The organism is Paenibacillus motobuensis (genome assembly GCF_039521865.1).
Classification (GTDB): Bacteria; Bacillota; Bacilli; order Paenibacillales; family Paenibacillaceae; genus Fontibacillus; species Fontibacillus motobuensis.
The window spans coordinates 394,200-419,974 of the sequence record NZ_BAAACX010000015.1 but is presented as its reverse complement, the minus strand read 5'-3'; the positions used below and the strand labels follow the sequence as shown (position 1 = coordinate 419,974).

19 protein-coding genes are annotated in these 25,775 nt (G+C 48.8%); 4 read left to right on the top strand and 15 right to left on the bottom strand.

Annotated features, from left to right (window positions below; translation table 11 throughout):
• Positions 1-113: 113 nt before the first annotated feature.
• The 3 genes from fni to cls form a co-directional block, all read right to left on the bottom strand.
• Positions 114-1,142 carry a type 2 isopentenyl-diphosphate Delta-isomerase gene (gene fni / locus ABD014_RS17775; RefSeq protein WP_343863181.1) on the bottom strand — a complete coding sequence of 343 codons (1,029 nt, stop codon included), beginning with the start codon at positions 1,140-1,142 and terminating at the stop codon, positions 114-116.
• A 61-nt stretch (positions 1,143-1,203) separates the two neighbouring features.
• Positions 1,204-2,694, bottom strand: a complete 1,491-nt coding sequence (locus ABD014_RS17770) for a phytoene desaturase family protein (protein WP_343863179.1) — start codon at positions 2,692-2,694, stop codon at positions 1,204-1,206.
• Between the two features lie 81 nt (positions 2,695-2,775).
• Complete coding sequence (gene cls / locus ABD014_RS17765) at positions 2,776-4,284, bottom strand: cardiolipin synthase (protein WP_343863178.1); 1,509 nt, start codon at positions 4,282-4,284, stop codon at positions 2,776-2,778.
• Positions 4,285-4,491: 207 nt separating this feature from the next.
• On the opposite strand from cls, the gene ABD014_RS17760 reads away from it, so the two are divergent.
• A complete protein-coding gene (locus tag ABD014_RS17760; protein ID WP_343863177.1) occupies positions 4,492-5,406 on the top strand; it encodes a TetR/AcrR family transcriptional regulator in 915 nt (304 codons plus the stop codon).
• Between the two features lie 50 nt (positions 5,407-5,456).
• Positions 5,457-8,696, top strand: coding sequence for an efflux RND transporter permease subunit (locus tag ABD014_RS17755; protein WP_343863176.1), 3,240 nt, complete (start codon positions 5,457-5,459; stop codon positions 8,694-8,696).
• Between the two features lie 67 nt (positions 8,697-8,763).
• On the opposite strand, the gene ABD014_RS17750 is transcribed toward ABD014_RS17755, so the two are convergent.
• Both ABD014_RS17750 and mobA read right to left on the bottom strand, forming a co-directional pair.
• Positions 8,764-9,450: a TorD/DmsD family molecular chaperone gene (locus ABD014_RS17750; protein ID WP_343863175.1), complete on the bottom strand. Its 687-nt coding sequence runs from the start codon at positions 9,448-9,450 to the stop codon at positions 8,764-8,766.
• A gap of 204 nt (positions 9,451-9,654) precedes the next feature.
• Positions 9,655-10,338, bottom strand: a complete 684-nt coding sequence (gene mobA, locus ABD014_RS17745) for a molybdenum cofactor guanylyltransferase (protein ID WP_343863174.1) — start codon at positions 10,336-10,338, stop codon at positions 9,655-9,657.
• Positions 10,339-10,486: 148 nt separating this feature from the next.
• On the opposite strand from mobA, the gene ABD014_RS17740 reads away from it, so the two are divergent.
• On the top strand, positions 10,487-11,701 hold the full coding sequence (locus ABD014_RS17740) for an MFS transporter (RefSeq protein ID WP_343863173.1): 1,215 nt from the start codon (positions 10,487-10,489) through the stop codon (positions 11,699-11,701).
• A gap of 164 nt (positions 11,702-11,865) precedes the next feature.
• The gene (locus ABD014_RS17735; RefSeq protein WP_343863172.1) at positions 11,866-12,843 is read left to right on the top strand and encodes a LacI family DNA-binding transcriptional regulator; all 978 of its coding nucleotides are present in this window, start codon (positions 11,866-11,868) and stop codon (positions 12,841-12,843) included.
• Between the two features lie 5 nt (positions 12,844-12,848).
• On the opposite strand, the gene ABD014_RS17730 is transcribed toward ABD014_RS17735, so the two are convergent.
• The 10 genes from ABD014_RS17730 to ABD014_RS17685 form a co-directional block, all read right to left on the bottom strand.
• Positions 12,849-14,006, bottom strand: a complete 1,158-nt coding sequence (locus ABD014_RS17730; protein WP_343863171.1) for a cation:proton antiporter — start codon at positions 14,004-14,006, stop codon at positions 12,849-12,851.
• Positions 14,007-14,139: 133 nt separating this feature from the next.
• On the bottom strand, positions 14,140-15,837 hold the full coding sequence (locus ABD014_RS17725) for a glutamine--tRNA ligase/YqeY domain fusion protein (RefSeq protein ID WP_343863170.1): 1,698 nt from the start codon (positions 15,835-15,837) through the stop codon (positions 14,140-14,142).
• Between the two features lie 134 nt (positions 15,838-15,971).
• Positions 15,972-16,457 carry a GNAT family N-acetyltransferase gene (locus ABD014_RS17720; protein WP_343863169.1) on the bottom strand — a complete coding sequence of 162 codons (486 nt, stop codon included), beginning with the start codon at positions 16,455-16,457 and terminating at the stop codon, positions 15,972-15,974.
• Positions 16,458-16,540: 83 nt separating this feature from the next.
• Positions 16,541-17,752: an MFS transporter gene (locus tag ABD014_RS17715; protein ID WP_343863168.1), complete on the bottom strand. Its 1,212-nt coding sequence runs from the start codon at positions 17,750-17,752 to the stop codon at positions 16,541-16,543.
• Between the two features lie 81 nt (positions 17,753-17,833).
• On the bottom strand, positions 17,834-19,903 hold the full coding sequence (locus ABD014_RS17710; protein WP_343863167.1) for a molybdopterin-containing oxidoreductase family protein: 2,070 nt from the start codon (positions 19,901-19,903) through the stop codon (positions 17,834-17,836).
• A gap of 216 nt (positions 19,904-20,119) precedes the next feature.
• On the bottom strand, positions 20,120-20,941 hold the full coding sequence (locus ABD014_RS17705; protein WP_343863166.1) for a formate/nitrite transporter family protein: 822 nt from the start codon (positions 20,939-20,941) through the stop codon (positions 20,120-20,122).
• Positions 20,942-21,219: 278 nt separating this feature from the next.
• Complete coding sequence (locus ABD014_RS17700; RefSeq protein ID WP_343863165.1) at positions 21,220-22,008, bottom strand: hypothetical protein; 789 nt, start codon at positions 22,006-22,008, stop codon at positions 21,220-21,222.
• A 2-nt stretch (positions 22,009-22,010) separates the two neighbouring features.
• Complete coding sequence (locus ABD014_RS17695; protein ID WP_343863164.1) at positions 22,011-22,853, bottom strand: ABC transporter ATP-binding protein; 843 nt, start codon at positions 22,851-22,853, stop codon at positions 22,011-22,013.
• Positions 22,854-23,090: 237 nt separating this feature from the next.
• A complete protein-coding gene (locus ABD014_RS17690; protein WP_343863163.1) occupies positions 23,091-23,960 on the bottom strand; it encodes a M15 family metallopeptidase in 870 nt (289 codons plus the stop codon).
• Between the two features lie 143 nt (positions 23,961-24,103).
• On the bottom strand, positions 24,104-25,774 hold the full coding sequence (locus tag ABD014_RS17685) for an ABC1 kinase family protein (protein WP_343863162.1): 1,671 nt from the start codon (positions 25,772-25,774) through the stop codon (positions 24,104-24,106).
• Position 25,775: the final 1 nt, after the last annotated feature.

Sequence of the window (25,775 nt, the reverse complement as noted above, 5' to 3'; positions counted from 1 at the left end):
TTGGCAAAAGTCCAGCCGCAAGAGACCCCGCACAATGAAGACAGCCAGATTGGCAGAGCCTGCGGCTACTGTCTGATGATCATTCCGTTCGGGTTTATTGTATAATCCGAAAATTAACTTCTGCGGACCAGTCGGGACGTGCTTCTCAGCTCATCGATACTGGCTGCTCCAATCCCGAACATGACAGTGCGGAGCTCCAGCTCGACTCGTTCCAGCAGCTCATCGAGTCGCCGCTCTGAATTGACGGCTGGCTCCAGAACTGCCCGCCCAAATCCAGCCAGATTGGCTCCGAGTGCCAGCGCCTTAGCCGCATCAACCCCTGTATTCAACCCACCACTGCCGATGATCACTGCGCCAGGGACATTATCCCGCACATCAACGATACATTCGGCCGTCGGGTTGCCCCAATCAGCGAAAGCCTCGGCAACTGCGCGGCGTATATGATCTTTATTGCGGAACTTCTCAACCTGGCTCCAGGACGTTCCCCCTGCACCAGCGACGTCGATAAAGGCCGCACCGGCTTCGTGAAGCTGGCGGGCAGTCTCGCTGTCGATTCCCCAGCCTACTTCCTTGACCCCCACTGGAATCGGCAGAGCTCGACATACTGCTTCGATTCGCGACAATAAACCAGCGAAGGCGGTATCTCCTTCCGGTTGGAACACCTCTTGCAAACTGTTCAGATGTAGAACAAGCATGTTCGCACCGGCAATCTCAGCTACCCGCATGCATTCCTCTACACCGAATCCGTAATTCAATTGCACCGCTCCCACATTAGCGATGATTGGAATGGTCGGAGCATAGCGACGAACGGCGAACGTTGTCGCCAGTTCCTGCTTCTCCACTGCAGCTCGTCCCGAACCAACCCCCATCGCCCAGCCTCTTCGCTCCGCGGCCTCGGCAAGACGTTCATTGATCGTTCCCGCCAGTTCACTACCTCCAGTCATCGAGCTGATGAGAAGCGGAGTTCGAACTGCGATATTTAGAAATTCCGTATCAAGGCGAATGTCATGAAAATTCAGTTCCGGGAGAGCTTTATGCCGGAACGCATACTTCTCTAAGCCTGTAGTAATTCCCGTTCCGTTCACCTGTTCTTCCAGGCAGAGCCGGATATGCTCCGTCTTGCGTTCGGATGTAGCGCCCATAATTATTCCCCCTTCTTATATATCTACTATATTTACCTAATAATCCTTGCTAATCCACTCATCAGCCCATCTCATGCGCAATATACCCTGCGACCAAATGGCCTGACAGAGTCACATAAGGTACTCCCCCTCCGGGATAGGTGGAACCTCCTACGTACCACAGTCCTCCTACATCACTACTACGATTGCTTGGCCTGCGAAGGATTTGCCGCAGACTGTGCGTAGCTAGCCCATACATCCCACCGCGGTAGGCTCCGGTATTGCGGGCTAGCTGGTCAGGCGCATAGGTGTGGAGTACATGGCTTTTGTGAATCCCCTGTAAACCATATCCCTGCAAAGTAGATAGCACATTCTCTGCATATTTGTCTCGCTGCTCCTCCCAATCCCAGGCATCGGATAAATACGGAGCATATGTCATTATGAACAGATTGCTATGTCCCTCCGGGGCGGCCCCTTTCTCTGAATAAGAGGAATTGCATATGTATACGGACGGCTTGGAAGGCGGCCTCCGATGATTGAATATTTCGGTGAATTCTTGCTCATATCGGTCTGAGAAGAAGATGGTATGGTGAAGCAGACGATCATATAATGAGGGAACCCCGGCTAATTGTACGAATGCGGATAATGACGGCTCCATGGAGGCGATCCTGCGATCATTAAGAGAAGGTCTGAGCTCTTCACTCAGCAACTGCTGTGTAGTAGACAATAAATCCCCGTTAATGACGATTAGCGGTGCTTCATAATATCCTTCACTCGTCTCTATCCCTCGGGCTCGTCCTCCCTGAACGCGAATCTGCCTTGCTTCGACCCCCGTCTTAATCTCAACCCCCAATTCCTCCGCAAGTGTCCGCAGCGCTTCAACCAAGGCATACGTACCGCCGCGAATGCTATAAGTGCCATGATCTACCTCGCAGCTGTGCATCATCCCATATAGCGAAGGAGCGAGGAAAGGAGAAGATCCGACCCGAGCCGCATACCTTCCGAACAAGGCCAGAGAATTGGGATGCGTGAAGAAGTGGCGCAGCTCCCGGTTCAGTGATCTCCTGAATAGAGGGACGACGCTTAACAGCTCCATCACCATGCTGAAGTTCCACTTCTCCCTGTACCCAATCGGCAGTTGATTCATCAATCTTCCCTTGATGCTCTGGAACATCATCCGCGATTCCTGTAGAAATGCTGGATAATGAAGCGCATCTACCGGACTGTAGGTGTCAATCTGATGCTGCATCGCCTCAACATCACCGGTCATATCAACAACACTTCCATCTGTAAATATGCTCCGTGACCTTGGTTCCAACGGAATCAGAGTTACGTAATCCTCCATTCTGCGCCCCACACTGCGAAACACATTTCGGAACACGTAAGGGAGCTCTATCGTGTTCGGCCCGCAATCGAAGCGATATCCGTCGATGACAATTCGCTGTAATTTGCCACCTACATAATCCTTACGTTCCAATATAGTCACCTGATAACCCCGACCCGCCAGACCTATTGCGCAAGCCAGTCCCCCGAAGCCTGATCCAACAATCAAGACCTTCCCCTTCGCCGACATGATACCTGCCTCCTCTTGTATCTCTACTAACAAGTCGCAAGCTATAGAAGTTATTCAAAAAGTCCGCCTTCGAACAGGCACTTACAGCAATGGTGACATTAGTCTAGCTGCCGATTCCATAAATCGCACATAAATTTTTTTGTTCATGAAGGACTTCTTCTCAATCAGCTTGGTAGAGAACAAATCCCGCTCGAAATCCTTCACCATCTTGGCTACACTATCGCTCTGAACGAGCAGCGCATTTACTTCAAAGTTCAAGTGGAAGCTGCGCATATCCATATTGGCAGTGCCCACCGTTGCCACTTCTCCATCGATAATGAGCAGCTTGGAATGAAGGAAGCCCTTCTCATACTCGTAGATCTTCACCCCAACCTCAAGCAGAGCCGGGAAATAGGAGTGGGAAGCGAGAAATGGCAGCCATTTATCCGGCCGTGCCGGGAACAGGATGCGCACATCGATCCCTGACATCGCTGCGACTCGCAGAGCTGAGAGAATATCATCATCCGGTATGAAATATGGGGTGGCCAGCCATACCGATTTCTTAGCTGAAGTAATCATGGCGAAGAACAGATTTTTCAAAGTCTGACTTTCGTTATCCGGGCCACTCGGAATAATCTGAATCGCCCCGCCACAGCCGGGGACCAAATCGGGCGATAAATACTGCTGATCCATAATTCGTTCACCATACACGTAATGCCAATCCTGCAGAAATATAATTTGTAGAGACCTTACGGCCTCCCCCTTGACCAGCATATGCGTATCGCGCCAGAAGCCGTAGTTCTTATTGCGGCTTAAATATTCGTCTCCCACGTTAAGCCCGCCGATAAACCCCGTCGTCCCATCAATGACTACGATTTTACGATGATTGCGATAGTTCACCCGGCTCGATAGCGCCAGAAAGCGCATCGGACCGAATACACCGACCTTGACTCCAGCTGCCCGCAGTTCATTAATAAATGACTTGGACAGTCCAATGCTGCCGACAGCATCATACATGAAGCGTACCTCAACACCTTCGCGAGCCTTATCGATTAATGTCTTCTGAATCTCCCGACCAATCGCATCAGCGCGATAGATATAGTATTCCATATGGATATGATGCTTTGCCTGCTTCAGTTCCCTGAGCAGTGTCGAGAACGTCTCGTCCCCATTCGTCAGTACTCTCGTTCGGGAAGCCATGGAGAATGGTGTACGGGCCAACCGCTGCGACAATTGCAGCATTCTCTGCTGGGCAGGCGTGAACTGGGATAGATCACGAGGCAGCATACTGCCGCTGTTATCAATCCGCTCGTAGCTCAATTGATCCTGCTCCGCCTTGCGGTCGAATTTCCTTCTCTTGAAATAATTTTGGCCAAGCAGGAAATAGAGCACCAGGCCAACTACCGGCAGCAGTGCCAATACCAGGATCCAGGCTAAGGTACTGGAAGGATTGCGATTCTCCATGAATATAGCCAGACTGATCGTAATTACCGTCAGCGTCTGAAAAATACTGACTAACATTCCTCCAAATTTACCAAAAACGCCAAATCCAAAAAAATAGAACGCAAATAATATGATTGCGATTAATATGATCTGTAGTCCACGTCTCATAGCGGTACCTCTCTTTAAAAATGCATGATTCTATTGTACATGAAGCTTGTCTTTCTTCCCACAGAATTTATGGTAATCCCTTGCACACCGCCAGTCCCGGCTCATAGGTGCAACGAATTTGTATACGCCATTTTTTTATACTATAATTAGACCGACCCGTGGGTCATAATGAGTACTTACAAGTCACACTGGGAAGGAGGTCACTCATTGTCTAGCAAATCCGACGATAAAAAACAGTTAATCTTGAGAACCACCATGCAATTGTTCGCGGCAAAAGGCTCATCTGCAACATCGATGCAAGAAATTGCAGAATTATGTGGAATGTCCAAGGGGAGTCTATATTTGCATTTCAAATCCAAAGATGAGCTGGAGCTCAGCCTCTTTGATTATTGCTTCCAGTTGCTTCAATCCGAGTTGGTTCAGGTTGAGCAAGACTCGGAATTGTCTCCCCGGGACAAATTAGTCCGTGCGGTCGAAGTTCTGCTTGAGCTCGTTCTTGAACTAAGGGAATTCTTGCTCATGCAATTTAAGGAATGGATCGTTAAAGGGAATATATATAAGAACCCCGACATCATGAATAAAAATAACGCGAAGTTAATTCATTATACCAAAAAAATACTAATATCCGCTTATGGAGAAGCAATTAACCCCTATATGGCAGATTTGATCATATTCTCGCAAGGGATGATCGGTTCTTACGCCAAGCTGGTATTCGATCAGAACATGACCAGAGATACGCATCGGATAGCTGTATACCTGATCAAGCTGCTGGATGCTGCCGTAGAGCTTCTGCTAAAGAACAAGCTCGAACCGATAATACCGGAAGCCATGCTACACAATTTCGGAAAATGCGGGGAGAACAGTCGCGAGCTGGATAAGCATCCCCGACTCACCATTAAAGAGATGAAGGAGCTTCTGGAGAAAGAAAGCGGAAACGACGGCGAGCGTGAGCAAGGGATTGAAGCGCTGCAAATTCTTGAAGAAGAATTGCTCCGCCCTCGGCCCCGTCGAGTCATTCTCAAGGGTATGGTCGCCACACTGGAAGATCTTGATCTTCCTCAGATAGAGAGCAGCCTAGACGAGCTGCAAAGATTGCTGAGGCCTTATTATGCCCAAGCGTAATAATAATGACTATTTAAATAGGAGAAACAGAGAGGAGCAGAACCCTGCTTATGAAGAGTATCATTAATTTCTCAATTCGCAATAAATTTGCGATTTGGCTGTTAACGATTATCGTTACGGTTACCGGTTTATATAGCGGCTTGACTATGAAGCAAGAGAGCATTCCTAATATTGACGTTCCTTTCCTTAGTATTACAACCGTCTACCCAGGGGCAGCCCCAGAAGGTGTTGTTCAGGATGTAAGCAAACCGTTGGAACAGCGCTTGCGTAATGTCGACGGTGTTAAGACGATCACTTCAACCTCGATGGAGAATGCATCCTCCCTCTTCGTTGAATTTGAATACGGCAAGAATCTAGATAATGCTACAGCAGCTATTCGTGAAGCACTGAACGATGTCCAACTGCCGGATGGTGTTCGCAAGCCGCAAATTACAAGATTCAGCCTGAGCTCCATGCCAGTCGTGTCACTCAGCGTGTCCGATACAGAATCAGGCAGTCTGGAGTCGCTGACCCGACTGATCAACAATGAGATTGGTCCCGCTCTGGAGGATCTTGACGGCGTTGCCTCCGTGCAAATTGCCGGACAATATATCAAAGAAGTCAGCCTCAAGTTCAATGAGGCAAAAATGAAAGAACTGGGCCTTAGCGAGGATACCGTTAAGGGAATCGTACAAGGCTCGGCACTGCGTGTTCCGCTCGGTTTGTTCAATATGGAACAGTCACAGAAGGCTGTCGTTGTCGATGGCAACATCACCACCGTGGATGACCTGAAGAATCTGGCCATTCCAGTCATTCCAAGCGCATCTGGTGCTCCAGCTGGAAGTGGAGCCGCTGGTGGACAGGGCAATATGCCTGCGGGCGCTCCAGGGGCAGCCGATGCTACTCGTTCACCAGACGCCGCAGGTAATGGTAATGCCGCTGCTGGCAATGGGGCTGGCGCAACTCCACAGGGTGCCATGGGAGCTATCCCGATGGGGATACCAACAGTGAAGCTTGGCGATATCGCAGAGATCAAGACGATCGGCAAGGCCGAATCGATCTCTCGCACGAACGGCAAGGAATCGATAGGCATCCAGATTGTCAAAGATAACGATGCCAATACGGTAGATGTCGTGAACCGCGTTAAGGACAAAGCGGATGAACTGCAGAAGGAATACGGTCATATCAGCTTCTCCGTGATGCTCGACCAAGGACAGCCGATTACGGATTCCGTAAATACGATGCTGATGAAGGCAGTATTCGGCGCTCTGTTCGCTGTACTGATCATCCTCATCTTCTTGCGGAACTTCCGTTCAACGATCATCTCCATTATCTCCATCCCGCTCTCGTTGTTGATTGCGGTACTGCTGCTGAAGCAGATGGATATTACGCTGAATATGATGACGCTTGGTGCGATGACCGTGGCCATCGGTCGGGTTGTTGACGACTCAATCGTCGTCATCGAGAATATATACCGCAGAATGTCGCTTACCGGCGAGACGCTCAAGGGCGGCAAGTTGATCGTAGCAGCAACGCGCGAAATGTTCGTTCCGATTATGTCTTCTACAATCGTAACGATCGCCGTCTTCCTGCCGATGGCATTCGTGAGCGGTATGGTTGGCGAACTGTTCAAGCCATTCGCCCTGACGATGGTATTCTCACTAATGGCGTCCTTGCTGGTAGCTATCACCCTTGTTCCGGCATTAGCCCATACCTTGTTCCGCAAGGGCTTGAAGAGCACTCATGACCATGACAGCAATCCCAAAGGCCTGGCGCTATATTATAAGAAAGCTCTTAATTGGTGCCTGTCCCACAAATTGATCACCTTCGGCGCAGCCATCCTGCTGCTCGTCGGGAGCTTGTTCCTGACCCCGCTAGTCGGTGTAAGCTTCCTGCCTGAGCAAAGTGATAAATATGTGATGGTAACTTATTCTCCAGCTCCTGGCGAGCTGCTTGAAGATGTAGAGGCTAAAATGCTGAAGGCCGAGAAATATGTCCTTGATCAACAAGGAGTAGAGAAAATGCAGTACTCCATCGGCGGAAGCAATCCGCTAGGCATGGGATCATCTAACTCGGCTCTCTTCTACATCGGATATGAAAAAGATACGAAGAAATTTGATAAAGCGAAGAATGAATTGATCGAAGGTTTGAAGAAAGAAGTGCCTGAGGGCAGCTGGTCGGATATGTCCGAAGCGATGATGGGTGGCATGGGCGGAAGCTCGCTCAGCGTTAACGTATTCGGTGACAGTCTGGAGCAGATTAAGCCGATCTCTGATCAGATCCTGAAGTGGATTGGGGAAGACACGAAGCAGTTCGAGAAAGGAAAGACCAGCCTCTCCGAGACCTATGATCAGTACACGTTGGTAGCGGATCAACAGAAGCTGAGCTCGCTCGGGCTTACTGCAGGTCAGATCGCTATGAAGCTCAGCCCGGTTCACGAACGTCCGGTATTAACGGAAGTAGCTATTGATGGCAAGAATTATAATGTCTACATCGAAGCGGACAGCAACACCTACTCCAGCGTAGCGGACATCGAGAACGAGACAATTACATCACCGCTGGGTATGCAAGTACCGATCAAGGAAGTAGCAAAAGTCGAGAAGGGAACTTCCCCGAACTCGATCACGCGTACGGATGGCAAGATGGTCGTAGAAGTCAGCGCTAAGGTTCTGACCTCTGACGTACAGAAGGCATCTACATCCTTACAGGACAAAATCGATAAGTTGGATTTGCCAGAAGGCGTAAGTGTTAATTTCGGTGGTGTCACCGAGCAAATTAACGACACCTTCGGTCAGCTTGGTATCGCCATGCTTGCAGCGATTGCTATTGTATACTTCGTCCTGGTCGTAACATTCGGCGGCGGCCTAGCACCGTTCACCATCCTGTTCTCCCTGCCATTTATCGTTATCGGTGCCATTGTCGGTCTGCTGATTGGTGGCGAGACGTTGAACGTATCCGCCTTGATGGGCGTATTGATGCTCATCGGTATTGTCGTCACGAATGCGATCGTATTGATCGACCGTGTTATTCATAAAGAACGCGAAGGTCTTACGACCCGCGAAGCGTTGCTGGAAGCCGGCGCTACCCGTCTACGTCCGATTCTCATGACAGCTCTCGCTACGATCGGTGCCCTGTTGCCTCTCGTAACAGGTCTGGAGAACAGCGCGGGCATTATATCACGCGGCCTCGGCATTACCGTTATCGGCGGTCTCATCAGTTCCACACTACTGACGCTCGTGATCGTGCCAGTCGTCTACGAATTCCTGATGAAATTCCGTCGTCGTGGCCCAGTAACCCACGACTTGGATTAATTCGAATTATTCAGCTTAAACAAAGAAGACCACTGCGGCGAACGCTGCTGTGGTCTTCTTCTATAATTTATTGAAGCTGGGCACGCCAAGCTTGCAGTCTATGCAAATCTTCATTCAGAAATTCATTCATCATCTCAGCCAGCCCGATATACAATGGACTGGTGGTGGCTGCAATCAATCTGGACGTAAATCCTTCCGTCCATTTCAACAAATGGGCCTCCAGGAACTTGATTTGCAGATCCAGTCCTTCAAGCAGACTTTCACGCAGATTCAGCTTATCCAGCATTTCCTCAGACATGACAGCCATATACTCCAACTCCAGGGCGATATGATCATCCCGTTCCCCGTTCAGCTTATTAAAGGCGATACTACTCTCCATGTAGAATGTTCTGATATCCAAAGCACATTCAGAGGCCTCAATGCCTTCCTCTCTAGCCCGATACAAGCTCTCGCAGGTCGGCACCTTCGCGGTTGGCCCTATGAACAAGCGTTCAAATTCTTCGGCTTCATTATAGCAAACCCGGCGAATCTCATTCTCCGGTATGGTCTCTAAATAATTAATCAATCTACGACCGCCCTTGCTCATAGGTACGGTGTTGTTCAACTCCACTTGTCTATGCCACTGCGCAATCAAAGACATGCGAGGAGGTCTGCCCAAGAAATCCACCAGCAACCGGTATCCCCATCCTCTAAGCTTCAGCCACTTAGCCTGCTCCTGCGATATGACAGCCTGTTCATTGAACAACATAGCCATTTCGGTCATCTCCCTGTTCTATTCTGCGAAATATATATACAAGTCTAACTTCATTTATGCCAGTTTAAAAAAAGATGACTTCCTTAATCGTTGTCGGAAATCATCTCTCTTCCATATACCGACACATGATTAAGGGGTATCATGTATCCAATTCCATTATATCCTAATGAAAACGCTTTAATCATGATGTTTGTCACAACATTGTTACAGCTCAGAATTGGACATCCTCCATTGTGGGAAGTCCCTCCTCGGCTTCTCCCCAGAGAGCATGGCTCTCGCCCATTCATAATCCTCAATATCATTCATATTAAATTGCAACATTCTCTCCGTGTCACCAAGCTTATCCGCCAGATCAGCTCCATCAATATATTCAACATGGAGATTTGCCACCCATTCGCTCATTCTGAGTCTGCCACCCTCGAGAGCAAGCTGCAGTCCGGGCAGCACTCCATGTCTGTATGCAGCCAGTAAAGGCTGGATTCTTCCGTCGGCCTTCACAATAATGGCCTGAACACGTTCCTCTTTCTCGATAGAAGCATTCTCCTCCTCTATTTGTATTACTCGCTCTCTTATCTCTGCAAAGACACCCTTATGAACAAAAGGCATATCACAGGCAACTACCAGACTCCACTCCGTAGTTGCAGCGGATAATCCGGCATACAGCCCTGCAAGTGGACCCATGTCCGGATATTGATCGGTAACAACCTCTGGGCCAAGATGGTTATAATCATGGTGCTGGCCGCCTGCGATCAATATCCGCTGCGATACCGGCTCTAGCTCCCCGATTATCCTCTCGATCACCGCCATGCCATTCACCGGGAGTAATGCTTTATTGGTCCCCATCCGGCTTGAGCGCCCGCCAGCTATAATAATTGATGTGATCTCCACAGATTATCTACCTCCGATTTATAAATAATTGTAAGATTAAAGAAAACTTGGTTTGTATCCCTTTTCATCTGTGTGTTAAATTGATGCTATAAGACTTTTGAAACAGGGTCGATCAAGACACCTCTTCGAACTACCATCATAGAAAGGAATGGCGCTTTTGCGGGACAATCCACATCATTCGTCCTCTTTGCTATCATTGGGACTACTGAATTTTTTCATCTATGGGACAACGGTTATCTTTGCAGCCTTCTTTCAATTATATTTGCAGGATATTGGAATGAACAAGCTGGAGATCGGTATTCTGATCTCAGCCGGACCACTAGTTTCTCTGCTGGCTCATCCCTTCTGGAGATTGATGAGTGATCGGTTCCACAACATCCGACTCATCCTGCTTATCATGCTGATCGGCTTACTGGCGATCGGTCATTTATTGTTCAGAGTAGATACTTTTCAAATGCTATATATTGTAGTGTTGCTGGTCTTCTTCTTCCAAAGCCCCCTGCTCTCACAGAGCAACAGCTTGACTCTGGGATATGCGACCGATAGCAATCAGAGATTTGAGACCTACCGGTTATGGGGCTCCTTCGGCTGGGCAACCGCGGCGCTCGCGGCAGGAATTACGATCGATGCAACAGGGAAGAATGGCTTCTCCTTGCTGTTCAGCATTATGCTTATCCTGTCTATCAGTTCGACTCTAATTCTTCCGTCATCCCGTTATACGGCGGACATGCCTTGGGTCAGCGCCAGACAATTCCGACAGGTACTGAAGAACAAATATTTTGTCCTCTTCATCGTACTCGGACTATTTATAGCTATACCTAACTCAATTAATGCGCTGTTTATGCCTTTATATATTAGTGATCTCGGAGGCGATCGGCTTTCGGTTGGAATAGCCGTATTTCTATCCACACTGCTTGAGATGGCGGCTTTCGTTCTGCTAAATCGTTATCTCAAGAATAAAATGACTTATTTTATCGGCACCTTGACGATCGTCAGCATTCTGTTCGCTATACGCTGGGATCTGATGGCCGACGCGGCGCTTCCGGTTCAGGTAATAATCATTCAGCTTCTACATGCGATTACCTTCGGCGGGTTCTTCTATGTCGGTACGCGGTTGATCGGCTTGTTCCTGCCCAGCTCATTGCGTGCTGCAGGACAGGCAGTATACAGCTTCATGCTCAGTGGGGTAACCGGCATCGTCGCAGGTCTCCTCGGCGGATTCACCTTCCAGGATTTCGGACCTGTAATCATGTATCAGATGGGGGTGATGATGACCCTCTTCGCAGCGGCTGGCTACGGAGCATTATGGTACCATTTCCATAAGAATGGCTATCCGCCAGCGATCTCACAGCCTAAATCATAGCTACGGCCAAAAAAAGAAAACATCCCTCCGATCGTCACGCCCCTTGAACAAGGTAACGCCGGTCGGAGGTTTGTTTTCTTTATTGCAATTTCAGTTTACACTATGAAATGCATACCAGAGCAAGCCTTTTTTTTGAAATCGATTTGCCGAGGAGGTAGCCCATCATGCCGAATATCAAACAAATTGCCAAAGCCGCCGGTGTATCTGTATCTACCGTCTCGCGCGTGCTCAATAAACATCCTTATGTGAGTGAAGCGAAGCGAAAAGCGGTAGAGGAAGCGATCGAACGTTTGCAATATGCACGCAATATGAATGCCGTTCACCTTATTAAGGGCATAACACAGACGGTTGCCGTAATTCTCCCTCACATTAACCATCCATACTTCATGCGGTTGATGGAGGGCATCGCGAGTGAAGCTCTGAAGCATAACTATCAACTGATGCTATGTCAGACTGGATATAACCACGATGAAGAGATGAAAGTGCTGGAAATGCTGAAGAACAAACAGATCGACGGGGTGATTATCACTTCCCGCTCCGCTTCGCTCGATCAAATCGAACCTTATTCGGCATACGGACCCATCCTATTATGTGAGGATGTGAAGGATCGGCGCTTATCCTCCGTCTATTATGATCATTACCTAAGCTTCCAGACCGCTATAACCTTCCTATGGGAAAAGGGACACCGGAACATCGGATTCACCTTAAATCGCCTGAACAATTCCAGCGGCCGCAAACGGATACGTGCTTACTATGACACTCTGCAAATGTTGGGAGGCAACGGACGTGCGGAATGGATGCTGGACGGTTATCGGGACATGAAGGACAGCGCCGCGATCTTTCCTTGGTTGCACAGCTTGGATGAGAGGCCTACCGCCTTACTGATTACTGGGGATGAAGTCGCCGCCGGCGTACTGCTCACCGCTCCGCAGTATGGATTCCAGGTACCGGAGGATATCGCCATCATCGGGTTTGATAATCAGCCAATCTCTGAATTGCTGGGCATCACGACGATCGATATCCAACTGAGTATTATCGGCGCCCGGGCCTTTGCAATCATTTATAAGCAAATTACGAATCGGACGGTAGAACCTGCATCCGAGAACCTCCAATTCAAATTGATCGAACGCAAGACTGTATGAGGCTTTTAATGTTCAATGTCAGGTTGATTCTGCTGCTGCTTACCAAGCGTAGCCTTCAGCAGCAGCGGAGTCACGATCGTTGTCAGAATGACGACGATCACGAGAACGGTGAAGTACTTCTGCTCCAAAAGGCCGCTCTCCAGACCAATTGTCGCTATAATCAGCGCCACTTCTCCACGTGATACCATCCCCGATCCTATCCCAAGAGCAGAGCGTCTGGAATAACCGGTGAGTCTAGCACCAAGTCCGGACCCGATCAGCTTCGTCAGAAGGGCAACTACAAAGAACAGTATAAGTAATCCAATCTGGGAGCCCAGTCCTTTAAAGCTAACGGAGAAGCCCACGCTAACGAAGAAAATGGGCACAAATATCGTATAAGCAATCGGCTGCAATTTATGCTCAACCTCATGCTTGTAGTCCGTCTGTGAGATGGCTAGCCCAGCAGCAAAGGCACCGATAATGCCTGCCACGCCGAACTGCTCAGCAATATAGGCGAGGAAGAAGCAAAGGATTAGACCTGCACTAATAATCGCCTCGGTCACACGCAGGGGGGCCAGCCAATTCATCACCCATTTCGCGATCTTCCATATGAATAGAGCTACAATTACAAAGAAAATGAACTTGTAGCCGATCACCATCGCCAGATTCACTTCTTCGCCCCCGACCATGCTCATGACAAAAGCCAGTAGAATAACGACGAGAATATCATCAAGGATCGCCGCACCAAGCAAGGTCGTGCTCTCTTTACTCTTAAGCAGGCCCAGATCCTTAAGACTCTGCACAGAAATACTGACCGAGGTTGCCGACAGAAGTAAACCGAGGAAGATGGCCTTGGATGAATCCATGCCGATGGCGATTCCCACCAAATAACCTCCGAGCATGGGCAAAGCGATTCCACCCAGAGCCACTGCGGTCGATGACTTGAAGGAGCGCTTCAAATCCTCAATATTTGTCTCCAGCCCCGCCATGAACATGAGCATAAGCACACCGATCTCGCTTAACTCCTCGATCATATGCGAGTTCTCCACCCAGCCGAGCATTGCCGGACCAATAATGATACCAACTAGTAGCTTACCTACCACCGCTGGCTGCCCCAGCCTTGCTGTTAGATCACCGGCCAATTTGGTAGCTAGTAGAATAATTAGAATAGTCAAATAGAACATTAAATCCCTCCCTGTTTTTTTAGATAGCATGCCCAAAAAAAGACAAAGAGGAGCCTGGTTTGACCAGGCTCCTCCGTAACGAACAGCTATTCACTTACTATTATGATAAATGATACACTGCCTCAAATCAACATTATTTATTTGGCAATTGAAAAGAACTCTTCAAGGATACGATCAGGTTGAATACCGGATGTCCTGGCTTGGAGTATTTCGAATCGACATTGAAATACCCATGCCGGAAAAATTGGAACTTATCTTGCGGCTTGGCATCATTCATTCCCGGTTCAACAAAACCGTGCTTGATCGTCAGAGAATTCGGGTTGATCATGTCCAAGAAGGACTTCTCTTCCGCTGACTCCTCTTCTGCATCTTCATTCTCATCCAGGATCAACGGTTCATACAGGCGGAATTCAGCCGGAACAGCTCGGCTGGCATCAACCCAGTGAATCGTCCCCTTCACCTTGCGGCCGGTAAATCCGCTGCCGCTCTTCGTCTCTGGATCATACGTACAATGAATCTCGATCACATTGCCGTCGGCATCCTTGATCACATCATTACACTTAATGAAGTAAGCATGCTTCAAGCGAACCTCGTTCCCCGGGAACAGACGGAAGTATTTGCTTGGCGGATTCTCCATGAAGTCTTCACGCTCGATGTAAATCTCCCGCGAGAACGGAATTTGACGATGACCCAATTCCTCATTCTCACTATTGTTCTCGGCATCTAGCAGCTCGGATTCTCCCTCTGGATAGTTCGTAATCACGACCTTGAGCGGGTCGATGACAGCCATAGTCCGAGGCGCCTTGAGCTTAAGATCCTCACGGATGAAGTGCTCCAGCATCTTCAGATCAATCTTGCCGTAGGCTTTGGATATTCCTGTCTCGAATACAAAAGCCTTAATCGCCTCCGGCGTATAACCACGGCGACGTAGACCGGAGATCGTCGGCATCCGCGGATCATCCCAGCCATCGACAAAGCCTTGATCCACCAGTAGCTTCAGCTTCCGTTTACTCGTAACGGTTTGCTCCAGATTAAGACGTCCGAATTCATATTGGTGTGGAGTGCAAGGCATCTCGGTCTCTTCGATCACCCAATCATAGAATGGACGTTGATCTTCGAATTCCAGCGAGCAGAGGGAATGTGTTACGCCTTCGATCGCATCCTCCAGCGGATGGGCGAATGCATACATCGGATAGATGCACCATTTATCCCCAGTATTGTGATGGGATGCATGCACGATGCGGTAAATGACCGGGTCACGAAGATTGATGTTTGGCGAAGCCATATCGATCTTGGCCCGCAATACTTTCTCTCCATCCTTAAACTCGCCATCACGCATACGCATGAACAGATCCAGGTTCTCTTCCACCGAGCGGTCACGGAATGGGCTGTTCTGCCCCGGTTCTGTCAGCGTGCCGCGCATTTCGCGAATTTGATCGGCACTCAGATCATCGACATACGCCTTGCCCTTCTTAATCAGCAGAACAGCGCGGTTGTACATCTCGTCGAAATAGTCGGAAGCAAAGTGCAGCTCTTCCCAGTTGAAGCCGAGCCATTCGACATCCTCTTTAATAGAATTCACATATTCCGTATCTTCCTTGATTGGATTCGTATCATCGAAGCGCAGATGCGTCCGGCCCCCGAATTCATCAGCAAGGGTGAAATTAATCCAGATCGCCTTGGCATGTCCAATATGCAGGTAACCATTAGGCTCTGGAGGGAAACGTGTAACGATTGATGAATGTTTGCCTGTCTTCAAATCCTCCGAAATAATATTTTTAATAAAGTTGGGAGGAGTGGTGTTGTTGGTGTTATTCTCCACGGTTATCACCTTTCATTCATTTAAGTCTCTATTCGTTATTGATCGTGAGTTAAACAACCTCTTATAGTTTCCGATTTTTCTTCTTCTAAATATACCTATATCCAAGTTCTATGGCAAGGCGAAGCCAAAGTGGCCAGCTTCGATCATAACATATAGTACATCAGAATATCGTCGACATACTTCTCATTCAGATAGAACTCCTGGATGAGTCTCCCCTGTTCTACAAATCCACAGTTCCGGTAAAATTCCATCGCCCCAGGATTAGTCGTCAGTACACGCAGGGACAATTTACGTACCCCTTGTTCGGCAGCCCAAGCTTTCATCGCTTCTATAAGACGTTGTCCGATTCCCTGTCGTTGGTAATCCGGATGCACCGCAATATTAATATCCAGCACATGACGGTTGCTAGACAACGGGGTTGGATAATTGAAGCCAACATATCCACCAATCGCTCCGTTAATCTCCGCTACTAGCTGGTTGCCTGGAGGACATTTCTGCAGGTATTGCTCACGCGAGTTCCACTGGATCGGAGCTGGCGTTGTCCGGGTATCCCACACTAGTGAATCAATCTTCATTAATGCACCTGCATCGCGCATTTCCGACAATCTGATTTGAATTGAATTCGACATACCTTTGTTCCCTTTCCCAAAGCCTGAAATTTATATTTATCATTATACCTCGGACATCTTCAGACAGAAACCTGTTGCTGATCCTAGGCCATCCCTCTCATTTTATCGCGATTGAATAGGCCATGTATCATGAAAGAAGCAATCGACAAGATGGAGATCAGCACCGCCAGAGCAGCCACCGGAACGAGACCGTTCCAATCGAACAGAACCCCCATCGCATAAGGACCTACTACCCTTCCCGCTGCCCCCATGCCACCAACTAGCCCAAGATAGAACGGGGCCGACTTGCCGGTATGATCCGATATGAAGGAGGGAATCGCCGGGGAGATCAGCATTTCGCCGAGCGTAATCAATACCATCGCCAAGACCATGCTCGGGTAAGTATGGAAGCTAAGAATCATGATATAGCCTAGCATATAAAATACAGCACTCGCCGTCATCTGTCTCAGCTCTGTCGCGGCAAAGACACGTTTGACCCACGAAATGAGCGGCTGCGCAACGAAGATCAGTATCCCGTTCAGCGTCCAGAGAATACTATAATTCCATTCCGGCATCCCACGTGAGATCGTGTAAGGCGATACCCCGTTATTCCATACACAGTTAGCCAGCCAGATGAAGAAAGAGCCCAGTCCCATGAAGAAATATATCTTGTAATTTGACATCAAATTCCAGGTATTCTTCTTATTTGCATTCTCTTTCTTCTTTTCCACGTGGAACTTGCCCTGTGTTTTTTGAACTTTGTTCAAATAAATCCAAAAGAAACCGGCAAATAGGGCCGAGATCAAACCATTCAATATGAAGCTCAGATTATACGAAATTTGCGCCAAAAATCCACTAATGGCCGTTCCCAGAGCTACGCCGATATTGTTAGCTACATAAATAATATTGAATAATTCCGCGCGCCTCTCTGTGAATCGGAAGCCGATAAAAGCCTGAATCGCCGGCAAAGCCATCGAGTTAAAAAAACCGATCAGGCACATCAATAGTAAAAATATATGCCATTGTCCGCTCCCATAAGGCAGCAACAACAGAAATAGTGCGTTCAGTCCGACTCCACCTACGATCAGGCGCTTTACTCCAAGGCGGTGATACAGAGAGCCGCCGAGCAGCTGCCCAAATATACCGCCTAATGACATAACCAGCACGGCAAGACCGGCATCCGTTACCGTTCTTCCCAGCACTTTGAATACAAACATCGTAATCAGCGGCCACATCAACGCGCCGCCCGCAGAACTGATCAAGCTTGCTACCAGAAAAATCTTGACCTCACGCGGATATGAAGCTAGACCTCTCATGCTGTATTCCTCCTTCTGGAACAGTCCTGTGTGAGGGCAGTTCTCGACCATTTTCTACAGTTCTATCATTCAATCTGGCTGCTATGACTGTCGCTGTACCTCCACGACTGTAGAGAAGAATACCGCTCCACCGCCCATATCAGCCAACCGATCGGAAGTCAGGGCATTTGCTCTGCGCGGCTTGCCATCCTGTTCCCACCACAAACCCTGGCTAACTACGGTTCCCGGCAGCATTTTGTCCGTTACCGAAGCCTTCACCTCATAACGTCCGCGATCATTCCATAAAACGACCTCATCACCGTCTGCGATGCCACGTTGCTCCGCATCCTGCGGATGGATTTGTAGCAGCGGCTGCTTCTCTAGCTCGATATGCTTACCAACATTGCCGAAGGAAGAGTTCAAGAAATTATGGTTAGGGGGAGAAATAAACATCAGCGGATACATATCGCCAGCCCCTGGCCTCCGCTCTCCATCATACCCCTCCTGCAGAGGAGTATAGGTAGGCAGAGGTGGAAGCCCCGCTTCCTCCATCCTCGCTGAGTACAGCTCGATCTTGCCTGATGGCGTCGTCAGCCGCTGCAGGAATTGCCGCTTCGGCTCCATATTGAGCTTCATGAACCGCTGCTGCTTAAGACCTTCCAGCGTGATTCCTTCAAGATAAGGGTTCGCTGTAAAATTGAGAGCCTGACGGATCATATCCTCCTCACGATCCTTAAAAGCATCCTCTTTGAATCCCATCGCCTCAGCCAGCAGCTTGAACGTTTCCACATTGCTCTTGCTCTCTCCCTGGGCAGGAATGACCGGCTCCTGAAGCTGAACATAGTGATGCCAATATGAATTGTATAAATCCGTATTTTCAAATGAAGATGTCGCCGGCAGCACGATATCGGCATACCTCGCCGTATCGGTCAAGAACAGGTCGTGCACCACCGTGAACAGATCCTCGCGGGACAGTCCTTGCTCCACCTTCACTGTATCAGGCGCTACAACTGCCGGATTAGAGCAATAGACGAACAAAGCCCGAATCTTTGGCGTCAAGGTTAGCAGCGCTTCTCCGATTTGATTCATGCTCACGATGCGCGCATCGGGGTTAGGGCGCAGATCCGAACGCTCCAAGGCATCGTCATTCACTTTGCCATAGGCTCCGTTCGATTTATAAGCTCCACCCCCAGGCACAAGCCATTGTCCTGTAAGGGCTGGCAGGCATGTTATCGTCCGTACAGTCATGCCGCCGTTATCATGATGTTGAAGTCCGTTACCGATATGAATATAGGCCGGGGAGGTCTGTCCGTACATAGAGGCAAGCTTGACAATATCCTCCGCAGGAACGCCTGTAATGACCGAGACACGCTGCGGTGTATACTGACGCACATGCTCCCGGAGCTGTTCATGACCGATCGTATACTGCTGTAGGAACTCTTCGTTCACAAGCTGCTGTTCGAATAGTACATGCATCAATCCTAGGGCCAGTGCGCTGTCTGTTCCCGGATAGACAGGAATGAACCAGTCTGCACGTTGCCCGGTCCGATTACGATGTACATCGATCACGACCAGCTTGGCTCCCTGCTTCCGCGCCTTCTCAATCAGAGCGATCTGATGCATATTCGTGCTGACGAGATTACCACCCCACACGATGATCAGCTTCGCCTGCACTGTCTCTTCGGGGCTAGTCCCGCCGCCAAAGCCCATCGTATATTTCCAGCCGGTGTTACCGGCGGAATTGCATATTCCCTGCTGAAGCTGAGAGGAGCCGAGCCGATGGAAGAACCGGCGGTCCATTCCGTCCACGCTGAGCATCCCCATATTTCCATAGAAGCTGTAAGGCAGGATCGACTCTGAACCATATGCCTTAATCAATCCTTGATACCGCTCTGCAATCTCTGCGATAGCCTCATCCCAGGTAATCCGTTCAAACTTGCCTTCTCCCTTAGCACCAACACGGCGGAGAGGATAAAGCACCCGCTCCGGATGATAGACCCGTTCTGTCATATTTCTTACTTTATTACAAATCGCCCCCTGGGTGATTGGATGGTCCGGGTTGCCGGCCACCTTGACGATTCGTCCATTCTCTTTGTGCAGCAGCAAACCGCAGGTGTCTGGGCAATCTAGCGGACATACTGCAGGAAATACTCCATTCTCCTCATGAACCATCTCTCATCCCTCCTAATTAGGTAATTGTATTTGATAACAGGCATGAATGTCTATAGATAGCATAACGCCCAGATTCACCGATAACATGATGTATAGTTCCTGCAAAATATGAACCTGGAAAAATACAAATGACCCGCGCATGAGGTCCTTTCTGATTAGGAACCTGACATACACGAGTCACTTGCGTTGAACTATATATAATTCAATGAATGGGAGTTAAGCCTTCGCGTCGGCCTTGGTAGTCACCGAATCGACTGCTGTCTCCTCCTTGGCATCTTTCAAGTAAACAGCCCAATATGCTCCGGCAACGAACAATGCGCCACCCATCAAGTTACCGAGCCAAACCGGAATAAAGTTCATGAAGTATTCTCCCCAGGAGAAGTAACCTTCAAATATAGCTGCTGGAATCAGAAACATATTGGCTACAACGTGCTGGAATCCGATCGCTACAAAGGCCATGGTCGGGAACCAAATCCCGAGTATTTTACCGCTGAAGTTGTCTGCGCCATAGGCCAGCCACACCGCAAGAGCTACCAGCCAGTTACAGCCAATGCCGGACACGAACGCCTGCAGAAAGCTATCGTCCAGCTTATGTCCTGCCATATCAACCAGCTTGTCAAGGTAAACTCCGCTTGAGGTTAGACCAACAACATGTCCAAAGAAGTAAGCAACAAACAAAGCCCCGACAAAGTTGGAGATCGTAATCAGGATCAAATTCTTGAACATTTCGCCCGTCGTGATCCTCTTCCTGAACCGCGCCAGGGATACAGCCATCATATTCCCGGTCAACAGTTCGCCCCCCGCCAGCAGCACTAGAATAAGGCCCACCGGGAACACCGCAGCACCAATGAAAGTCGCAATACTTCCCCACTCTTTAGGCGCTCCAGCAATTACGCGGATATCGAGCAGGAATCCAAGAGCAATGAACGCCCCGCCCAAAAAACCGAGAATAAACACAGTCAAGAGTGGATTATGCGCCTTCTTCACCCCGGTTTCCACCGTTGCTTGAGCAATCTGATCCGGTTTGTAATACGCCATGGAATTTCTCTCCCTTGAATATTTTTATAGAGGTTGTTCAAAAACCTAACTTTTTGAACACCCACTTATTATAGAAACTTAGCTTAATATCATTAAGCCAACCAAGTCTCGCCAAGACTAGCTAACAGCGTGATTTTCATTTCGACTTTCATTGTATCGTGGGACATCCTTTGGTTATGTGATTTTTGTCACAAACTATGTGATAGAACTTTTTTGCCTTACAAAAAAAGATCCCATCCTCCGCTTGGAAGTGGAAAATGAGATCTTGTTCCTTATTTTTACTGGCTGTATGCCGATCGGATCTCCTGATATCTCTTCTGTCGATCCTGCTTGCTTAGCTTAGGACAAGTATAACAATATCCATCCCCGGTGAGATAAGCCAGACAGCAAGTCGGCTTCATACGCGTCTGCTCCCCGGGCTGATACGGATCATCCAACCAGATTTCCTTCACATCAAAAGGATTGCGCTTCAAGTCAAAGCAACTGCAATCGATATGCTTCGTAAGAGTTCCATAGGCTTCTAGCAATTGCTCCCGATGCTGTTCTTCATCAAATGAACCGCTCAATAGATTCACGTAATATTCGGCCCCTAATGGAATTTGCCCCCAGAGTTGGGGTAGAGGGAGACCCGTAACCGTAGAGATTGCCGACATAATTGGCTGCAATGAGCGATAGAATTGCTCCATTGATTTCTGCTGCCACTCGGTACGCTCACCTGTAGGCCAAGCCAACTCTGTCGCTGATTTGAGCACAAATAAAAGTTGTGGATACCCGTTCCCGCAATCAATCTGAATCCTCAAATTAGCGGGTGACAGATCCAATCTTGCGTCCGTCATTGCCGTCATATAGATCATTGCTGCACAGACTGTCCGCCAGCTCGACGCAAAGTAAGTCCCGGCGACATCGATCTTGCTGCCATGGATGTGGCGCTGATATTCCAGCAGAAACAGCTTGATCTGCTCCTGATCGGTCAATAGCTGCGCATCTACGTTATAAATCGCATCTGGTCTAGGCTCCCTTACGATCGATAAATACTGTGAGAGCCACTCATATTGGATGTTTCGCATTCTTATTTGGCCAACTGATTGACGATTTCAACTTTTCTACCACGAAGCACCTTGCCTTCAGCAGCGCGATACAGCTCATATGGAAGACATAATGGCACGCCGCTGCGCGGATCTGTCACAATATCTGCTTCTATGCCAAATACTTCACGCAGCACTCCCGTCGTCACGACTTCTTCAGGCGTACCCGAGGAGATGGCTTGCCCTTGTTTGATAGCGATCATATATTGCGAATAACGGGCAGCATGATTCAGATCATGCACGACCATAATGATCGTCCGCCCCAAATCATGGTTCAATTGCTCCAGCAGCTGCATCACCTCAAGCTGATGAGCCATATCAAGAAAGGTCGTTGGCTCATCCAGGAACAGAATATCCGTCTCCTGTGCCAACGCCATGGCAATCCAGGCACGCTGCCGTTGTCCGCCAGATAATTGCTCCAGCCCACGATCGCTGAATTCGCTCATCTTTGTCGCTTCCAGCGCCCAGTCGATGACACGGCGATCCTCAGCTTTCAGGCCACCGAATCCTTTCTGATGCGGGAAGCGTCCATAGGAGACTAGCTCCCGGACAGTAAGTCCCTCCGGAGCGGTAGGATTCTGTGGAAGAATCGCCAACTGCTTGGCAACTTCCCGGGTCGATTGCTTGTGAATCGATTTCCCGTCGAGCAGGACCGTCCCAGACTTAGGCTGCAGAATACGGGCCATCGTCTTCAATATCGTCGATTTCCCTGAGCCGTTAGCTCCGACCAATGCCGTAATTTCCCCTGCGGGGATTGAAATATTTAAATCCTGAACGATCAAACGATCCTCATAGGCGATATCCAAATGAGAGGTCTTCAATGACACGTTGACGCACTCCCTTTCTCTGAACAACCATAAAACAGCTCCATAATATCTTAAAGATACTGATAATCATTATCATTTGTCAACACATATTTATATTCACTATTACTAGGAGGAAGACCCGGTAAAATAACTGTATGTTTTACAATTAGTAGATACGGACGCAAAAGAGGCGCCAATTCGGCGCCTCCATCATGCTTTAGTCAAATTTTTATACTTTTGTAGCTATTGGCGACCCTATCAAGGATTCGCTGTTACCGGAATCGATCCATAATATTCTTCCAGGGTAATTCCCCGATCAGCAATCTCGGATGCGATATCAACGCCGACATAGCGGATATGCCAAGGTTCATATTTGTAACCGGTAATACTATCTTTGCCTTCAGGATAACGAATAATGAAGCCATATTCCGAAGCATGATTGGCCAGCCAATCCGCTTCTTTTGTGTCCCCGAAGCAATCTTCTGCAGCACACTTCCCGTCGCTACCCGACACATCGATGGCAAGTCCTGTCTCATGCTCACTATGCCCAGGCACAGCGCTGTAGGTCTTAGCTTTCTCTTCTCCATCCCGCTCAACATAGCGATTGAATAACGCAGTCTGCGTCTTATGGGAACGATAGGCTGATACCCCCGCCAAGTAAATTCCATCCTTCTCCGCGCCGTCGAACAGATTCTCCAGTGCCTTAGCGGCTTCACTGCGCATCATTCGTTTCTCTATTTTCTCTTTGAACGTAAAGCGAACATTAGGATATACAAGATCTGACGGATTATAATCATCAGGTAGTGCAAACTCCTTATTAACCAATACTGCAACGCTATTCACATCAGAAGCTGCCGCCATATCGGGGCCAGTTCCCTCTTCCGAGGAGCCTGTATTATCCGCCCCTGAATGATCAGTCGACGTATTACCTTGATCTCCTTTGTTCTTGCTGTTGTCAGCTTCGCTATCTCCAGGGGCTGCATTTCCCTGATTATTCGCACCCGCGTTATTCACTGCCGGCTGGTTGCCGCCGGAAGCTGTCTTATTCGTGTCGCCACAAGCCGTCACAAGTGCCATCGCAAGCAATAATGCGGACACTGTAGTCAGCGTCTTCACCTTTGTATTCATCCACTAAGTCCCCCTGATACTATTTGAGAAGTCCTTACGATTATTATCAACGAACCTGAATTCGAACGATTCTAAATCGTGGGCTTTACTATTGTACCAGAGTTGATCATAAATTTCCTGTCTCATAGACATTCAAGAAGCATCTAAAATCTGCCTGATTTAAAAATAGAATATAACAGCCATATCACCATCAATGTGGCAATGACGAAGCCTATATCGATAACCGGAATGTTCCAGAGCAGAATCGGACTATTTGTCATGGAAGTACCGATAATAACGCCGACCATAATAATGCTGAATGACAGCAGTACAATACTGAAGGAAAGGCGGTTTCCAATCTGATTGAACTTGCGAATGAGCTCTTCCATCCCCGGGATGTCCATCTCCGTCTTAATCTTACCCTTACCAATGATTGAGGATAAGCGCTGCATTTGCCGCGGCAAATCGGCCAACGATTCACCGAATTCAACAGCTTCACCCAGCAGCTTCTTCCCTAGCCTGCGTGCGTCCAACTTCTCGCGCAGCAGCTTCTTGCCGAACGGCTCGGCAAGATCAAGAATGCTGATATCAGGATCCAGACTCTGTAAGACACCCTCCACTGTCAATAAGGACTTGCCGAGCAGCAGCAGATCCGCTGGGAGCACAACGCCATGCCGCTGCGCTGCAGCGAACAGATCATTGATCGCAGTACCGATGCTGATCTGGGAGAATGGAATATCATAATAGGTCTCCCGTAGGCGCTCCAGATCGAGGCGTAATCCGTTCATATCCTCTACTTCGTCCAGCAGACCCATTCGTAGGATGGCCCTTGTCATTCCCTCGGTATTACGACGCATTAAGGCAATAATTAGCGACGACAGATGTTCCTTCATCTCGGAGCTAATCCGGCCCACCATCCCAAAATCAATAAACACAAGCCGGCCATCACGAAGAACCAGCACATTACCGGGATGTGGATCTGCATGGAAATAACCGCTAATGAAGATTTGATGGAGCATGGCATCGACCAAGGTAGCAGCAAGCTCCTTCACATCGATCCCGATCGCTTTAATCTCCGAAGCTTTATTCAAATGAATACCCTCTACAAAATCCATCGTTAGTACTTTAGAGGTTGTGCATTCCCAGTACACTTTCGGAATGAATATTTTCTTGCTGCCTGTAAACTGTTTACTGACCCTCTCCATATTTCGGCCCTCGCCCGTATAATCCAGCTCTGCCTTAATCGATCTGGAGAACTCCTCTACCATTTGCGGTATTTGATAATGCCCGACCCAGCCCCAGCGTTTCTTCGCAATCGCCGTCAGGTTTCTCAGAATATCCAGATCCCGATCAATGATAGGGAAGATCCCCGGGCGTTGAATTTTAATCGCTACTTCTTCTCCAGTTGCCAACCGTCCCTGATGAACTTGGCCAATAGAGGCAGCGGCTAACGGTACATCATTGAACTCAACCAGAAGCTCCTCTACAGGCATATGGAACTCTCTCTCCAGAATCGCTCTCGCTTCCCTGGCCGAGAACGGAGTAACTTGATCCTGGAGCTTGACCAACTCAGCGATGATAGATTCCGGAAGCAAGTCGGATCTAGTACTGGCGAGCTGTCCCAACTTCACAAAGGTCGGCCCAAGCTCCTCCAGCACAAGCCGAATTCTCTCCGCCAGTGTATGGCTCTCCGGCTCGCTCTTCAGAATCCAGCGCAGCGGAACGGAGAACAGCCGGGTGAGTCCAATCTCCTCCGCAATATAACCAAAGCCATGGCGCCCCAGCGCCATGGCTATCTCCCGGTAACGCCCGGCATGCCGTACAGTAACTCGCATT

Bases quoted from the DNA above. Each gene is read 5' to 3' on its own strand.
- fni (WP_343863181.1), bottom strand. From the start codon at position 1,142: ATGGGCGCTACATCCGAACGCAAGACGGAGCATATCCGGCTCTGCCTG.
- ABD014_RS17770 (WP_343863179.1), bottom strand. From the start codon at position 2,694: ATGTCGGCGAAGGGGAAGGTCTTGATTGTTGGATCAGGCTTCGGGGGA.
- cls (WP_343863178.1), bottom strand. From the start codon at position 4,284: ATGAGACGTGGACTACAGATCATATTAATCGCAATCATATTATTTGCG.
- ABD014_RS17755 (WP_343863176.1), top strand. From the start codon at position 5,457: ATGAAGAGTATCATTAATTTCTCAATTCGCAATAAATTTGCGATTTGG.
- ABD014_RS17750 (WP_343863175.1), bottom strand. From the start codon at position 9,450: ATGGCTATGTTGTTCAATGAACAGGCTGTCATATCGCAGGAGCAGGCT.
- ABD014_RS17740 (WP_343863173.1), top strand. From the start codon at position 10,487: ATGGCGCTTTTGCGGGACAATCCACATCATTCGTCCTCTTTGCTATCA.
- ABD014_RS17735 (WP_343863172.1), top strand. From the start codon at position 11,866: ATGCCGAATATCAAACAAATTGCCAAAGCCGCCGGTGTATCTGTATCT.
- ABD014_RS17730 (WP_343863171.1), bottom strand. From the start codon at position 14,006: ATGTTCTATTTGACTATTCTAATTATTCTACTAGCTACCAAATTGGCC.
- ABD014_RS17720 (WP_343863169.1), bottom strand. From the start codon at position 16,457: ATGTCGAATTCAATTCAAATCAGATTGTCGGAAATGCGCGATGCAGGT.
- ABD014_RS17715 (WP_343863168.1), bottom strand. From the start codon at position 17,752: ATGAGAGGTCTAGCTTCATATCCGCGTGAGGTCAAGATTTTTCTGGTA.
- ABD014_RS17710 (WP_343863167.1), bottom strand. From the start codon at position 19,903: ATGGTTCATGAGGAGAATGGAGTATTTCCTGCAGTATGTCCGCTAGAT.
- ABD014_RS17705 (WP_343863166.1), bottom strand. From the start codon at position 20,941: ATGGCGTATTACAAACCGGATCAGATTGCTCAAGCAACGGTGGAAACC.
- ABD014_RS17700 (WP_343863165.1), bottom strand. From the start codon at position 22,008: ATGCGAAACATCCAATATGAGTGGCTCTCACAGTATTTATCGATCGTA.
- ABD014_RS17690 (WP_343863163.1), bottom strand. From the start codon at position 23,960: ATGAATACAAAGGTGAAGACGCTGACTACAGTGTCCGCATTATTGCTT.
- ABD014_RS17685 (WP_343863162.1), bottom strand. From the start codon at position 25,774: ATGCGAGTTACTGTACGGCATGCCGGGCGTTACCGGGAGATAGCCATG.